Source organism: Nitrospira sp. Nam80 (assembly GCF_965152575.1).
In genome coordinates this window covers 4,364,451-4,377,375 of record NZ_OZ224216.1, presented here as the reverse complement: position 1 = coordinate 4,377,375, position 12,925 = coordinate 4,364,451, and the positions used below count along the sequence as shown (strand labels likewise).

Genomic DNA, 12,925 nt, shown 5'->3' with positions numbered 1-12,925 from the left:
TTCTGTGACACGGTTGAGCCGGCAATGGGGGTAAAGGAGCAGGCAGGCCTCCACGCTCGACAAGTCCGCTCATGCGCTATTGTCTCATAACTTCGAGGAAGGCGGAAAGCGGAAGGCAAATAAAACGGGCGAGGGCCGTCCCTCGCCCGTCATCTGATCTCTTGACGGAGAATCACTTCAGCGCTGCGAACATTTCTTTCACTTGCGGGGTCTTGAGTTTCTTCAAGGCCTTGGCTTCGATCTGGCGAATGCGTTCCCGCGTGACGGACAGCCGTTGGCCGACTTGTTCCAACGTGCGCGGATGATCTTGGCCGATCCCGAAGCGCAAGCGAATGACTGTTTGCTCCCTCGGCGTCAATGTACCGAGGATCCGATCCATTTCTCGAGTGAGTTCGCTGCGATTCACATGCGCGTCCGGCGGCACCGCCTGTTGATCGGGCAAGAGTTCGCCGAACTCGGTTTCGCCATCGCCGATCGTATGTTCAAGAGCGACCGGTTCTTGAAATGCCTGAATCGTCTCGTGCAGCCGGTCGGGCCTTATGCGCATCGTGTGGGCGACCTCTTCCAGTCGCGGCGGACGCCCGAGTTGCTGGCCGAGCCTGCGGGTGACCCGGAGGATTCGATTCGATGCCTCCGTCTGGTGCACGGGAATACGGATTGTCCGGGACTGGTCCGCGAGCGCCCTTGTAATGCCCTGCCTAATCCACCAGGTGGCATAGGTGCTGAATTTGAAGCCCTTGCGATACTGATAGCGTTCGGCGGCTTTCATCAAGCCGATGTTGCCTTCTTGAACCAGGTCCAGCAAGGTCAGGCCGCGACCCGTATAGTGCTTCGCGACATCGACCACGAGGCGAAGGTTGCAGCGGACCAATTCATCCTTGGCTCGCTCCAGAATGATGCGCGCCCTTCGGACATCGGACAGACTTTGAGCCATCTGCTTCAAGAGGGGGATGCTCGTCTTTGACGTACCGGTATGTTCGGTGATGACACTCTGAAGCGCCTGCTGAGCCTGATCCAACGCGGTCGCTGACAACCCGCTCAGCCGTTTGGTCTCTTGCAAAGTACGAAGTGCTTCCAGCGTGTCATCGGACCGTTTGAGGCGAGCCCCGGCTTTGATGGCCTGGCGAAGGGCCAATCGGACAGACCGCGTTCCAATATCGATTTGCTTGGCGAGGGCGATTTCCTCCTCTCGGGCGAGCAGCGGACGCTCCCCGAAAGACCGAAAGTACAGCGACTCGAGCAGGAACGGGCCGTCCGCCATCCGCGGAGCCTTGGCTGCCGGCTGTTCCTCTCGCGCGCTCGCTTCATGCGCGTCGTGCGAAATCACTTCCAGCAGATCACTTGCCTTGGGATCGTCCGCGTCCGGGTCGATCCCCGGACCGGTCATCGGTTCCTTTTCTTCCGCAAGCACCAGAGTCTCTTTCATATCGTCACCTCTCCCCTCTCAGGGAATAATCGCTGATTATAAAGTACGGCGGGAACTGTGCTTCTTCAATACAATTAGAGCCATGGCAGGCCGGAAAGGATTCAATATGTCTCGAGCCGGAGTGAATCCCGGCTGTGGTGTGTGAAGAGGGGCACCTTGCTAGACCCAGGCAAAAGCCGATGCCAAGCTGAAAAATGCCTATGGAGTCAATGAAGTAGAGAACAGGGCGGAGTTCGACGGACCGAAGGGCCTAGGCTTCTCCCGGCCATTCGGTCAGGGCGGCCCAGGGCTATTTCTCTTCAACCGTCCGCTTCAGAAACGGCGCGAGGGTGTCGATGGGGATGGGAAAGATTGTGGTCGAATTCTTCTCCGCCGCGATTTCAACGAGGGTCTGGAGGTATCGGAGTTGAAGCGCGGCAGGGTTGGGGCTAATGACGTCCGCCGCGTCAGCCAGGCGTTGGGCTGCCTGGAATTCGCCTTCGGCATGGATGATCTTTGCCCGCCGTTCTCGCTCCGCTTCGGCTTGCCGGGCGATCGCTCGCTGCATCTCCTGGGGGAGATCCACATTCTTGACCTCGACGGCACTGACCTTGACACCCCAGGGCTCCGTCTGCTGATCGATGATCCGCTGTAATTCGGCGTTGATCTCGTCGCGTTTGGCCAGCAAGTCATCGAGCTGCATTTGTCCGAGCACGCTGCGCAACGTGGTTTGAGCCATCATGGAGGTGGCATAGAGATAATCCTCCACCTGGATGATGGCTCGCTGGGCGTCCACGACGCGGAAATAGATTACGGCGTTGACTTTCACCGTCACGTTATCGCGAGTAATGACATCTTGCGGTGGGACATCCATGGTCACCGTACGGAGACTGACGCGGACCATCTTATCCACGAACGGAATAATAATGACGACTCCGGGACCGTTCGCGCCGACCAACCCTTTGGCCAGGCGGCCCCATCGAAAAATAACCGCCCGCTCATATTCGGGGAGAACTTTAAAGCCCAAAAAAATGATGATGACGATGACGAGTACCAGACCGATGGGGCTGAGAATCATAATGTGGCCTCATGTTCATGGACGACCGGTCTCACGTGCAGCGTCAGTCCTTCGACTTTGATCACTTCAGCCCGGTCGCCGGGCTGAAGCGGGCGGTCGCTGACGGCTTCCCATAGTTCACCGTGAACGGATAGCTGTCCATGAGGAGCGACCGCGGTTTTCGCGATGCCGATCAATCCCACCATCCCCTCCACGCCCGTCAGCGGCCGGCTTCGCATGGCTCTGACCCCCATCCCGACGATGAAGAGCGAGAAAACCGTGGCCAAGCCGATGACCGGCACAATCACGGCCCACGAGAGCTGATAAAACTCCGCATCGGTCTTGATCAGCATCAGCGAGCCGAGCAGCATGGAAATGACGCCTCCGATGGCCAGCAATCCGTAACTCGTGACGCTGGCTTCGAGAATGAAGAAAAGGATGCCCAATGCCATCAAGAGAAGGCCCGCGTAATTGACCGGGAGCGATTGGAACGAATAAAAGGCGAGGACCAAGCTGATAGCTCCGACAATGCCCGGCAGGATGGCGCCCGGATTGTACAATTCCGCCATCAAACCGATGGTTCCGACCGTCATGAGAATGTAGGCGATATTGGGATCACTGAGCGTCTTCAGCAATTCCAGGCGCAGACTCATCGGGTACTCGTGAATGGCGACATGTTCGGTCCGCAAGGCCACCGAACCGGTCGCGAGCGTCACTGTGCGACCATTGATCCATTGGAGAAGAGCCGGGACATCTTCCACGATACCATCGACGACTTTGAGTTTGACAGCTTCCTTTTCAGTGGCGGACACACTCTTCCGGACGGCGTTCTCCGCCCAGGCGGCGTTGCGCCCCCGCTGTTCGGCAATGGATTTGATGTAGGCGGCGGAATCATTCTCGACTTTTTCCCGCATCGTCTTGTCCATGTCGCCGCCCCCCATCGCCACGGGATGAGCCGCGCCGATATTGGTGCCGGGCGCCATTGCCGCCACATGGGCCGCCATCGTAATGAACACTCCGGCCGAGGCCGCTCGGCCGCCGGAAGGCGAAACATACACGACGACCGGCACGCTTGCGCCGGTGATGTCCTTGATAATGAGGCGCATCGAGGTGTCGAGGCCGCCGGGTGTGTCCAACCGAATCACCAAGGCCTGGGCTTTTCTTTCCTGCGCCGTAAGAAGGGCATCGTGCAAATATTCGGCTGCGACAGGATTGATTACCCCTTCGTACGAGGCAAGAACGATTTCCGCGGTCTTATCCGAGGTAAACCCGGGACTCGGAAAAACCGACAACCAGACAAATAATACAGAGCAGGCCGCGCCGACATGGCGTGCCGCCGGGAGATACGATCGGCCACGCATTGAACGCTCCATGCGCGGGAGTCGGAAGGGAAGTCCCAATCCGGAATGATGCCAATTCGAAACCAGAGCGGATCATACGGCCCGCTCCGGGGACTGTCAAGGAAGGCCGCCGCCGGTGTCCGGCTTATTGAAAAGCCATGGGCAGTCTCCTAGAATGCCGGCATGTCACTTTTCTCGAACGGAGAACGCATTCATTTGATCGACCGGAAGGGCCGGCAGTATGCCTTGACGTTGAAAGCCGGCGAAACCTACCAGCACAGCGGTGAAACAGTGGCGCATGACGCCCTAATCGGCAGGCCCGACGGGTGCTTGGTGCAACTATCACGCGGGAAACGCATGTTGGCTCTGCGCCCGACGCTGGGGGAGTACGTACTGAAAATGCCGCGAGGCGCGCAAGTCCTGTATCCGAAGGATTTGGCTCTGATACCCATGTGGGCGGACGTGTATCCGGGCGCCCTCGTGTTCGAATCGGGAACCGGCTCGGGCGCCTTGACGATGGCGCTGTTACGCGCCGTCGGCCCGAAAGGTGCGGTCGTCACCTACGAAATGAGGGACGATTTCTCCAGAACCGCACTGTCGAACATCGAACGCTATATGGGGGCGGCGCCGAACCTCTACCCGGTTCGCAAGAACGCCTATGAAGGAATTGAAGTGCCGGAGGACGGACGACTGTTTGACCGAATCGTCTTGGATCTTCCCGAGCCGTGGCAAGTCGTTCCTCATGCGGTGACTGCCCTCAGAAGCGGGGGGATCTATCTGAGTTTTGTGCCGACCGTTCCGCAGGTCGTCCAGACGGTGGAGGCCTTGGAGCGCGCGGCGGTCTTCGGGATGATTCACACGTTCGAGACGCTTCTGCGGACCTGGTCGATTCAGGGGCGCAGCGTGAGGCCGGATCATCGGATGGTCGCGCATTCGGGGTTCATTACGGTGGCGCGAAAGGTGGATGCGGAATGGCATATGGGTTCACGCGGCCCCGTGAATCCAGTCGAAGAGGCAGTTGAGATGGACATGCCGGACTCTTCGGATGCCTTGGATGAAAGTTAGAGCGAGACGTATGAATCGATTATCGGGAAAGGTCGCCGTCATCACCGGCGGGAGCGCGGGAATCGGCGAAGCGATCGCCAAACTCTTCGCCGGAGAAGGAGCCTCGGTCGTCGTCACCGGCCGGCGGAAAGAAGAACTTGAGCGTGTCGTGAAGGGCATTGTCGTCAACGGCGGACGAGCCTTGGCCGTGCCCGGCTCGGTCAGCGACGAGCCCCATGTTCGGGAGGTTGTGGCGCAAACCGTGCGGACGTTCGGCAAGGTGAATATTTTGGTGAACAACGCCGGCGTCGGGGATTTCGGCCGCCGGCTCCACGAAATCGATGATGCTACCTGGCAAAGTGTCCTGGATATCAATCTGACCGGCGTCTTTCGCATGACGCGGGCCGTGGTCCCGGAACTCATCAAGGCCGGCGGGGGATCCATCGTCAACATTTCCAGCATCGCCAGCGTGGTGGGGTTGCCGGGAAATCCGGCGTACGCCACCTCGAAGGGCGGCCTTGATGCCCTCACCAGAGCGCTTGCAGTCGATTACGCCAAAGACAACATTCGGTGCAACGTCGTCAATCCGGGATTGGTCGATACGCCCATGGCCGCGCCGCTCATGAATAGTCCCGAACAATTGAACCCGATTATGGCGCAATACGCGATCCGGCGGCCCGGAAAGCCGGATGAGGTGGCGAAGATGGTCCTCTATCTGGCCTCCGACGAAGCGGCATGGGTGACGGGCGGCACGTTTATGATCGACGGCGGGATGACGATCAATAAGGGAGGATGAGACATGGCGCGAACCGCCGAGGGATCCGGTCCAGATCGGCTGATCCGGTATGTGTTAGTTCTTTCCCTCGTTTTCGTCCATGCGATCGCATCAACCGGATGGGGTGAGGCCGCTGGAGAGGTTGAATTTGCCGGCACGGTGCTCACGGCCGATGCGAAGACGGGCAAGATCGCCGTCAGGAAAGAGTCGGGGGGAACCAGGTTTACCTTCGTCACCAACGAGCAGACGCGCTGGGAGGGTGGACTCAAGGGAATCGGTGATTTGAAGAAAGATGATCATGTCGTGGTGGTGTATCAGATGCAAGGGGCTCAGTACCTCGCGCTTCGAGTGACGCCGAAGAAGTAAGGATGGGATGTAATGTTTGAAATCGACACGGAGACGCAATTGTGCGGAGTGATCGGCAACCCGGTCCACCATTCGCTGTCCCCGGCCATCCACAATGCGGCGTTTCGAAAGATGGGCTTGAACTTCGTCTATCTGGCATTCCCGGTGGAAGTGATCGGCGACGCTATCAAAGGACTGCGGGCGTTGGGAAACAGCCGCGGCTTCAGCGTCACGATTCCTCATAAACTCTCCGCGATGCCGTTCTTGGATGAAGTGGACCAGACGGCTCGGCATATCGGTGCGATCAATACCATCGTGGTGGAGAACGGCAAACTCATCGGCTACAACACCGACGCGTCCGGGGCATTGCGGGCCTTGCGTGAGGGGGGAGCCGCGCTTTCAGGTCAGCGTGTGCTGATGTTGGGTTCGGGCGGAGCCGCGCGCGCCATTGCGTTTGCACTGGCCGGCAATGCCCAGATCGCCGGGCTTACGATATTGGGCGTCGATGAAGAAGAACGCCGCCGGCTGGTGCAGGACTTAAGAAGCAGGACAACGCTGGTCGTCGAGGATGGGCCGATCCAAGATGACAGCTTGCGCAGCTGGATTCCGCACTGCCGGACCGTCATCCATTGCACCCCCGTGGGCATGTCGCCCCATGTGGAAGAAACCTGCGTGCCGGCCGCAATGTGGCGATCGGATCTGACCGTCATGGATATCGTCTATAATCCGCGCGAAACCCGATTGCTCAAAGAGGCCAGGGCGGCGGGGTGCCGCACGATTCAGGGCATCGAGATGTTTCTCAGCCAAGCCATCCTCCAATTCGAACTCTGGACCAACCAGACGGCTCCGGCGGATGTCATGCGCGCCGTGCTCGAGAGCCGATTTCAATGAACATTGTGCTGATCGGGTACCGGGGAACCGGCAAGAGCGCGGTGAGCCGGGTATTGGCTCAACGACTGCGCCGGGAACTCGTTTCGACCGACGCGGAGATCGTGAAGCGGGCAGACCAGGCGATTCCGAAGATCGTCGAGCAGCACGGGTGGGAGCATTTTCGAGAGTTGGAAAGCGCCGTTTGCCGTGACCTGGCCGAGAAAGACAACCTGATCATCGATACCGGCGGGGGGGCGATTCTCAGGCCGCAGAATGTCGAGGTCCTCAAGAAAAACGGGCGCTTCTGGTGGTTGACGGCCGGAGTCGATACCATTGCGCGGCGGATTGGGCATGACACCCAACGGCCGTCATTGACCGGCACGCGGTCGTTTCTCGATGAAATCAGTGAAGTGCTGGCGGAACGCTTGCCGAAATACCAGGCAGCGGCAGATTGGACGATTTCGACCGAGGGGTTGACCGTCCACGAGGTTGCGGAACGCATTCTCCTTCACGTTCCAGGCCCTTCCGGTTGATCTCATAGGGGGTGCGTGCTATCCTTTTTTCGCCGTGAGTGGAAGCTGGCTGGAATGACTCAGTGACCCAGTGCTGCCGCAGCGCCCGGTTGCGCGACCGTTCCTCTTTCCTTCCCTCGTCCATCAATCAGCCGTATAGCCTGACGGAGGTTTGTCATGGGGAGCAAACTGTATGTGGGCAGTCTTCCGTACTCGACGACGGAACAACAGCTCAGCGATCTCTTTGCGCAGCATGGGTCCGTGCAGTCGGCCAAGGTCATTACAGATCGATTTACCGGGCAATCCCGTGGATTTGGTTTTGTCGAAATGGCGACCGATGAAGAAGCGCAGAAAGCGATCGCCGCTTTGAACGGCGCCGATCTCGGCGGAAGGACCTTGGTGGTGAATGAGGCCCGTCCTCAGGAGAAGCGGTCATTCGGCGGCGGAGGCGGGGGACGAGGACCGGGCGGCGGGGATCGCGATCGGTGGTAGTGCGATAGCAACGGATCCCATCGACTGATTACACAATGACACGTCACACTGCGCCCGCTCGGAAAGGCCGCATCCGCCCGATGACCGGCGCGCGTTTTCTTTGAATTTCGCAGCAGCGTGCGCCCGTAGCTCAGTTGGATAGAGCGTCGGGCTTCGAACCCGCAGGTCGCAGGTTCAATTCCTGCCGGGCGCACCAAATAGAATCAGGCACTTGCGGTACATTGGGTCCTAGCTCATCAAACGCTGGTGCGGCCTGGGTGCGGTTTAGGTCCTCCGGAAGTGGCATTCTCACCGGTTCATCCAACCTATCGACTGCCTGCCTGTTCCCCCCTGGAATGAGATGTCCGTACAGGTCCACGGTGATGCTAATGGAACTATGGCCTAACTGTTCTTTGACGTAAACCGGACTCTCACCCTGTTGAAGCAGGAGCGATGCGTACGTGTGGCGCAGATCATGGAACCGTATCCGTCTAAGTCCCGCTTTTGCTAGGACCTTATAGAATGCGCGATGCCGGACATTATCCGGGTCAAGCAAGCCTCCAGTGCCGCTCTGAAATACCCATGACGATACTTCACGCTTGTTCATCGCTGCTTCTAGTTGTCGGTCGGTAAGTAGGTCCTTGAGCGTCTGCGTCAGTTTTCTGGACATATCGACTCGGCGAGTCTCTCCGCTTTTCGGAGTATCCACAACTTCACCTCGTGTGTAATTCCTCCGCACCACGATAAACTGCCCGTGGAAATCAATATCTCCCCACTGTAACGCGAGCAGTTCACCCAGGCGCATCCCCGTACGGACGGCGCATAGGAACAATGGGTAGAATTGTGGCAAATACCGCTTTGTGGCTTCCAGGAAGGCCGCTACTTCCTCACGCGAGAATGGATTGATGTTCCGCCGCTTGCCAACTTTGGGCAGAAACCTGCCGGGCTTGAGAGCCACGTTCACTTGAATGATGCCATCCTCTACGGCGTGAGACAAAAGGCTGCTGAGGCACCTAATCACGTTCTGGACTGTTTTGGGCGATTGTCCGTTTTCTAGGCGGTCATACGCTAGTGCCTTCACCTTCTCCCGGGTAATCTCATGCAAGGGGAGTCCCCCAAGAACGGGCAGAATATCGCGAGCGAGCATGTTCTCATAGTCCTCATGGGTAGACTGCTTGCGAGTCTGCTTGATACGGGACAGCCAGGTCTTAGCATAGTCAGCGAGTACGACGGATTCAGGAGCGGCAAAGAAGCCCTGTTCGCCTAGCGCAAGCTTTGCCTGTATCTTCGATGCAGCATCCCGCGCAGCCCTCTTGCTTTGTTCGCTTACGCCAATCCGTTTCACCACGCGACGGCGATTATGGTAGATGAATACCCACCATGCGCCTTTCCATTGTTTGACCCGAACGCCCATAACTCAGTTACCTTCCTGAAGCCTAGTAAATGTCGATTCAGCCAACAGGAAACATTGTACTCAGTGTACACTATGGTGTCAATAACCCATTGACAAGCAATAGACCAAGTATTACAGTCTGGCACCATGACACAGCGGAAGCATAGAAAAAGCGATGCACATGAGTCAGGTTCAGGGGTCCTGAACCTTCGGGATGTACCCCGTGAATTAGTTGCCTGTCTCAAGGCTGCGGCTGCTTTTGCCCATAAACCGCTTAAGGAATATGTAGTTACGGTCTTAGAGGACCATGTCAATGAGTTAGGGAAGAAGGGCACATTACCAAGAGGAATGCTCCATGGGCGTAATGACTGATCTTCTGGCAAGCAATGCCGAACCAAAAAGGCACCGCCTGCTAGGGACGCAAAAGAATGATGTTCACGGCGCTATTCGTCAACGTAGTTTTGATCCAGAGGATTTTGATTGGACTGAAAGAGCGAGTAGAGTCGAGGAACATCTGTTAATACCTGTTATCATTCATAAACCGAGTGACTTCTATTTTGAGTTTGATTGGAGCGATGATCAGTCAGCGCACTGGGCGCAGTATTCCCCAGGCGAAGGTGTGACAGAAAAGCGGGTGCTACCCGGAGATTGGGTCAGCTTGTACACGCATTTAGAGAAATGGCTCTCTTGTTTACGAACACAGATTGATGCACCGGATTTATGGGGTACAATTTCAGGCGACCGATCGCTTATCAATCTTGCGGCCTCATCAGATACGTCGAACGCGCGGTTTACGGCGGAAGAGCAAACGACTATTTCTAAAAGATTGCATCAACTCAAGGAAGACATTATCGCGACTCACAGGTTTTTGGGGCAGCAAGCCGAATTTGTAAGGGAGCGGTTTCAATACCTCGAAGATGCCACTTCTCGTGTTGGGAAAAAGGATTGGTTGATGCTGGCACTCAGCGTCATTATTCAAATTGCCTTAACTCCCAACCTGCAGCCATCGCAGGCAGGTGCAATCTTTCGCAAACTCGCTAGCGCAATCCATCACATACTCCACGGGATTCTGTACCTCAACTAGGCTGCGTTTTGCATTACTGATTTATTTTCTTCCCTTACCTTTCTCGCGTTCCTCACATGGAGCGCATGATTCCGCTGAGCCGATAGCAGCGTAAGCCCGCCCCGCTTGGTAGACGATAACTCCCACCTTCCACAGCTACAGGAAGCTACTTGATGTTGCCAGCGGAAGGAATGTGTTGGATTATTCCTCATAGTACTTTCTCCTGTCTCGGACCCCCTTTTAGCCTCATGCTAAGTGGTTGATTCCACTAAGGTTCATTTTTGAGATTTGCCCTAGGACGGGCGATCGTTTCGCACCCTGGCCCCTGGTATGGGATAAACGTCCTAGGGCCTTTAAATACGTTATTCTCATGCTGCCCGCCGGGTTCGTGTCGGGAGTGCCATCTCCGCTAATACACCGTCCACTACCGCATTCAGGTCCAGCTGTGCTTGCTGTTTCCGCGTCAAATACCGCTCTATGTCACTCGGTTTGATGAGGACCTTCTCCCGTGGGCCAGCCTGGTAGATGGGCAATCCTCGCTCTATCCATCGTTGGATGGTCTTTGTGGACACACTAGCCCATAGAGCTGCTTCCTTAACGGAAAGAAAGCCAGGCATTAGGCTGCCTCTGGCTGTGACAGTGGGCTGCTGATTGGATTGCCAGATACCGCTTCGTCGGTCTTGTGCCGATAGGCTTTTATTTCCTCCCGTAACCGCTGATTCGCTGCTTTGATCTCGTTGCGGCGTATGCGGCTGTTTATGCGCTTCAACAAAGCCTCCATCCGCTTCTTCAATGCCTCGGTTTTCAACCATTCTCTCCGTGCTTGCCGTAAAAGTGCCCATTCTCGCTTTACGTCGGCTTCGGTAGGCTGATCCAATATGTCTACCGTCTCGTTCGCGAACCGCGATTCTGTCCATGGAGTCGGTTTCCGCTTGTGCGAGCGGCGTTTCAGTTTGTCGTTCTCTAAGGGCGGTATCCAGGACACTCGCGGGTCGGTAATCGATTTGCGTGGCATGGTTGTTTACCTCATTGGGAATTGGGTTAGTCATCCCCATATGTCGCTATGGGAAGGGTGTATAAGCCGAAGGGCGAGCCTGCCCGCGGCTTCATAGCGGCCCGGCAGCTCGTGTAAGACGCCTCTCCGGTTAGGGCAAATTTAGGCATCCGTCAGCCCTTATTCCCGCTCCTGGAGAGGCGATTTGACACATTGACCCTTTTTCTAGGGGGGCGGATGTATAGCGTCCTCCATACAAAGATAGAAAGATAAAGAGAGGGGCATCGTAATGCCCCTTATACCCCTTCATATAATATATAGAAGTGTCAAAACCCCACTGCTGAAGCGGCAAAACTGGCTGACACATTACATCTCGCCCCATCTAATCGCGATTTATTGAGGTCATACCCACGGACTGACCCATTCGACCGTGAAGATAGTCCGAGTTTTGATAGCCGCGCGCTTAATGCTTTTTCGGATTGGATTTGTGTAAGTCCATTCTCCCGGCATCTTTCCAGAAGGCTCTTTGATGGAACAAAGCATTCGTTCTGCTCGCCGAGTGCATGCGAGACCGATTCTAGCAAGGCATTGTCTAGCCCCTCAGGAGTAAGACGATGGCTCCCGATGATTCGGATGCCCGATAGAACAGACGCTAGATGCCCTGGAATGGAACCTACTTCAGCATCTGCAACCGCTGCCAATGTAACGAGCGGCTCAGCAATATCCTGAAACCGGTGGTCATAGCCTCGTAGAAATGGCATCTCCTTGGGAAGGTTTTCGTACAATGCCCTGATGGAGTCTTTATGTAGATCGAACCATGTATCCATGTCCTGCCGAATGCGTGGTGCTACTCCCGAGAGCCATGTGTGATGCAACCGGGGCAAGCGGTATGGGGCTTTCACCATTTCGACAGGAAAGCTACGGTCCTCCAGCGTATCCGTAAGCTTTTGTAAACCGGCAAATCCCTTCGGGCCGTAAACCGTGAACGTGGTGGGTTTGTATCCGGTCTTTGTTTTTTCATTCCGAATGATTTGCCCGCCTCTTTTGAAGCCGGCATTGAGGACAGCGATAACCATCCCGTACGTGTCTTTGTCGCGATTTCCGAGATTATCTACCTCATCGATTAGCCAGACTCCCTTGTTTGCGCGGTACAACACTGCCGGGGTCGGGCTGGTTACGACAGGCGGGTTACCTTTTGAAAGGCCGCTAAGTACATCCAATAGTTGGGTCTTACCCGATCCGGGAAGGTCTGAGCGAATGGCCAGGTACCCGCTGTAATAAAATTCCTCATAACAGTATGTCAGAGCAACCCAACAGGCTACCAGCGATGCCACAGATGGATAAGGGAAGTAGACGAACTGCGTAAGATAATGTTTAATCTCCTCCAGGAGATCGGCAAGGCGTAGGCCGACTGACTCCTGTGCGCTTTTAATCGCCTCTTGCAGGGTTATTCTCCAGTCTGGTTGATACTGCTGTAGGACCGCCGATTCAGATATCGCTTCCACTACTGAACCTCCTTTCGTAAGTTTAAGTTCATCTAAGTAGAGCCGTGGTGTTATCCAAAAGGACACACCTAGCACGCTTCGCACACTCTTTGGGACAAGTTAGAGATATCCGCGGCTTAGAACAAACTACGCTGAAGCTTCACCGGGGGGA

Annotated in this window: 13 protein-coding genes, 1 tRNA gene and 1 pseudogene; 8 read left to right on the top strand and 7 right to left on the bottom strand. The window is 56.2% G+C overall.

The window, feature by feature from the left end; translation table 11 throughout:
- Positions 1-172: 172 nt before the first annotated feature.
- The 3 genes from ACWGXE_RS20470 to ACWGXE_RS20460 all read right to left on the bottom strand — a co-directional run bounded on the left by ACWGXE_RS20470 (position 173) and on the right by ACWGXE_RS20460 (position 3,823).
- Positions 173-1,426 (bottom strand): sigma-70 family RNA polymerase sigma factor, encoded by a 1,254-nt coding sequence (locus ACWGXE_RS20470; RefSeq protein WP_447599987.1) that lies wholly within the window; start codon positions 1,424-1,426, stop codon positions 173-175.
- A gap of 289 nt (positions 1,427-1,715) precedes the next feature.
- Positions 1,716-2,483: a slipin family protein gene (locus ACWGXE_RS20465; protein ID WP_447599986.1), complete on the bottom strand. Its 768-nt coding sequence runs from the start codon at positions 2,481-2,483 to the stop codon at positions 1,716-1,718.
- Positions 2,480-3,823: an NfeD family protein gene (locus ACWGXE_RS20460; protein ID WP_447599985.1), complete on the bottom strand. Its 1,344-nt coding sequence runs from the start codon at positions 3,821-3,823 to the stop codon at positions 2,480-2,482. The genes ACWGXE_RS20465 and ACWGXE_RS20460 overlap by 4 nt, the downstream gene beginning before the upstream one ends.
- A gap of 162 nt (positions 3,824-3,985) precedes the next feature.
- Between ACWGXE_RS20460 and ACWGXE_RS20455 the strand changes: the two genes are divergently transcribed.
- The 7 genes from ACWGXE_RS20455 to ACWGXE_RS20425 all read left to right on the top strand — a co-directional run bounded on the left by ACWGXE_RS20455 (position 3,986) and on the right by ACWGXE_RS20425 (position 8,036).
- Positions 3,986-4,867, top strand: coding sequence for a tRNA (adenine-N1)-methyltransferase (locus ACWGXE_RS20455; RefSeq protein ID WP_447599984.1), 882 nt, complete (start codon positions 3,986-3,988; stop codon positions 4,865-4,867).
- A gap of 10 nt (positions 4,868-4,877) precedes the next feature.
- Positions 4,878-5,642, top strand: a complete 765-nt coding sequence (locus ACWGXE_RS20450) for an SDR family NAD(P)-dependent oxidoreductase (protein ID WP_447599983.1) — start codon at positions 4,878-4,880, stop codon at positions 5,640-5,642.
- A 3-nt stretch (positions 5,643-5,645) separates the two neighbouring features.
- The gene (locus tag ACWGXE_RS20445) at positions 5,646-5,987 is read left to right on the top strand and encodes a hypothetical protein (RefSeq protein WP_447599982.1); all 342 of its coding nucleotides are present in this window, start codon (positions 5,646-5,648) and stop codon (positions 5,985-5,987) included.
- Between the two features lie 12 nt (positions 5,988-5,999).
- Positions 6,000-6,857 carry a shikimate dehydrogenase gene (locus ACWGXE_RS20440; RefSeq protein WP_447599981.1) on the top strand — a complete coding sequence of 286 codons (858 nt, stop codon included), beginning with the start codon at positions 6,000-6,002 and terminating at the stop codon, positions 6,855-6,857.
- Positions 6,854-7,369, top strand: coding sequence for a shikimate kinase (locus ACWGXE_RS20435; RefSeq protein ID WP_447599980.1), 516 nt, complete (start codon positions 6,854-6,856; stop codon positions 7,367-7,369). The genes ACWGXE_RS20440 and ACWGXE_RS20435 overlap by 4 nt, the downstream gene beginning before the upstream one ends.
- Before the next feature lie 156 nt (positions 7,370-7,525).
- Positions 7,526-7,840: an RNA recognition motif domain-containing protein gene (locus tag ACWGXE_RS20430; protein ID WP_447599979.1), complete on the top strand. Its 315-nt coding sequence runs from the start codon at positions 7,526-7,528 to the stop codon at positions 7,838-7,840.
- 119 nt (positions 7,841-7,959) lie between these two features.
- Positions 7,960-8,036, top strand: a tRNA-Arg gene (locus ACWGXE_RS20425).
- Between the two features lie 201 nt (positions 8,037-8,237).
- On the opposite strand, the pseudogene ACWGXE_RS20420 reads toward ACWGXE_RS20425, so the two are convergent.
- A pseudogene (locus ACWGXE_RS20420) lies at positions 8,238-9,233 on the bottom strand (tyrosine-type recombinase/integrase); the annotation flags it as partial.
- 334 nt (positions 9,234-9,567) lie between these two features.
- Here ACWGXE_RS20420 and ACWGXE_RS20415 point away from each other — a divergent pair.
- Entirely contained in the window at positions 9,568-10,296 is a 729-nt protein-coding gene (locus ACWGXE_RS20415; protein WP_447599978.1) for a hypothetical protein, read from the top strand.
- 347 nt (positions 10,297-10,643) lie between these two features.
- On the opposite strand, the gene ACWGXE_RS20410 is transcribed toward ACWGXE_RS20415, so the two are convergent.
- The 3 genes from ACWGXE_RS20410 to ACWGXE_RS20400 form a co-directional block, all read right to left on the bottom strand.
- The gene (locus tag ACWGXE_RS20410) at positions 10,644-10,892 is read right to left on the bottom strand and encodes a helix-turn-helix domain-containing protein (RefSeq protein WP_447603818.1); all 249 of its coding nucleotides are present in this window, start codon (positions 10,890-10,892) and stop codon (positions 10,644-10,646) included.
- Entirely contained in the window at positions 10,892-11,083 is a 192-nt protein-coding gene (locus ACWGXE_RS20405) for a hypothetical protein (RefSeq protein ID WP_447603950.1), read from the bottom strand. The genes ACWGXE_RS20410 and ACWGXE_RS20405 overlap by 1 nt, the downstream gene beginning before the upstream one ends.
- A 512-nt stretch (positions 11,084-11,595) precedes the next feature.
- Entirely contained in the window at positions 11,596-12,774 is a 1,179-nt protein-coding gene (locus ACWGXE_RS20400) for a hypothetical protein (protein WP_447599977.1), read from the bottom strand.
- Between the last annotated feature and the right edge of the window lie 151 nt (positions 12,775-12,925).

Excerpts from the sequence above, each read along its gene's own strand:
- ACWGXE_RS20465 (WP_447599986.1), bottom strand. The coding sequence starts at position 2,483 with ATGATTCTCAGCCCCATCGGTCTGGTACTCGTCATCGTCATCATCATT.
- ACWGXE_RS20450 (WP_447599983.1), top strand. The coding sequence starts at position 4,878 with ATGAATCGATTATCGGGAAAGGTCGCCGTCATCACCGGCGGGAGCGCG.
- ACWGXE_RS20455 (WP_447599984.1), top strand. The coding sequence starts at position 3,986 with ATGTCACTTTTCTCGAACGGAGAACGCATTCATTTGATCGACCGGAAG.
- ACWGXE_RS20430 (WP_447599979.1), top strand. The coding sequence starts at position 7,526 with ATGGGGAGCAAACTGTATGTGGGCAGTCTTCCGTACTCGACGACGGAA.
- ACWGXE_RS20460 (WP_447599985.1), bottom strand. The coding sequence starts at position 3,823 with ATGCGTGGCCGATCGTATCTCCCGGCGGCACGCCATGTCGGCGCGGCC.
- ACWGXE_RS20470 (WP_447599987.1), bottom strand. The coding sequence starts at position 1,426 with ATGAAAGAGACTCTGGTGCTTGCGGAAGAAAAGGAACCGATGACCGGT.
- ACWGXE_RS20415 (WP_447599978.1), top strand. The coding sequence starts at position 9,568 with ATGGGCGTAATGACTGATCTTCTGGCAAGCAATGCCGAACCAAAAAGG.
- ACWGXE_RS20435 (WP_447599980.1), top strand. The coding sequence starts at position 6,854 with ATGAACATTGTGCTGATCGGGTACCGGGGAACCGGCAAGAGCGCGGTG.
- ACWGXE_RS20445 (WP_447599982.1), top strand. The coding sequence starts at position 5,646 with ATGGCGCGAACCGCCGAGGGATCCGGTCCAGATCGGCTGATCCGGTAT.
- ACWGXE_RS20410 (WP_447603818.1), bottom strand. The coding sequence starts at position 10,892 with ATGCCTGGCTTTCTTTCCGTTAAGGAAGCAGCTCTATGGGCTAGTGTG.
- ACWGXE_RS20440 (WP_447599981.1), top strand. The coding sequence starts at position 6,000 with ATGTTTGAAATCGACACGGAGACGCAATTGTGCGGAGTGATCGGCAAC.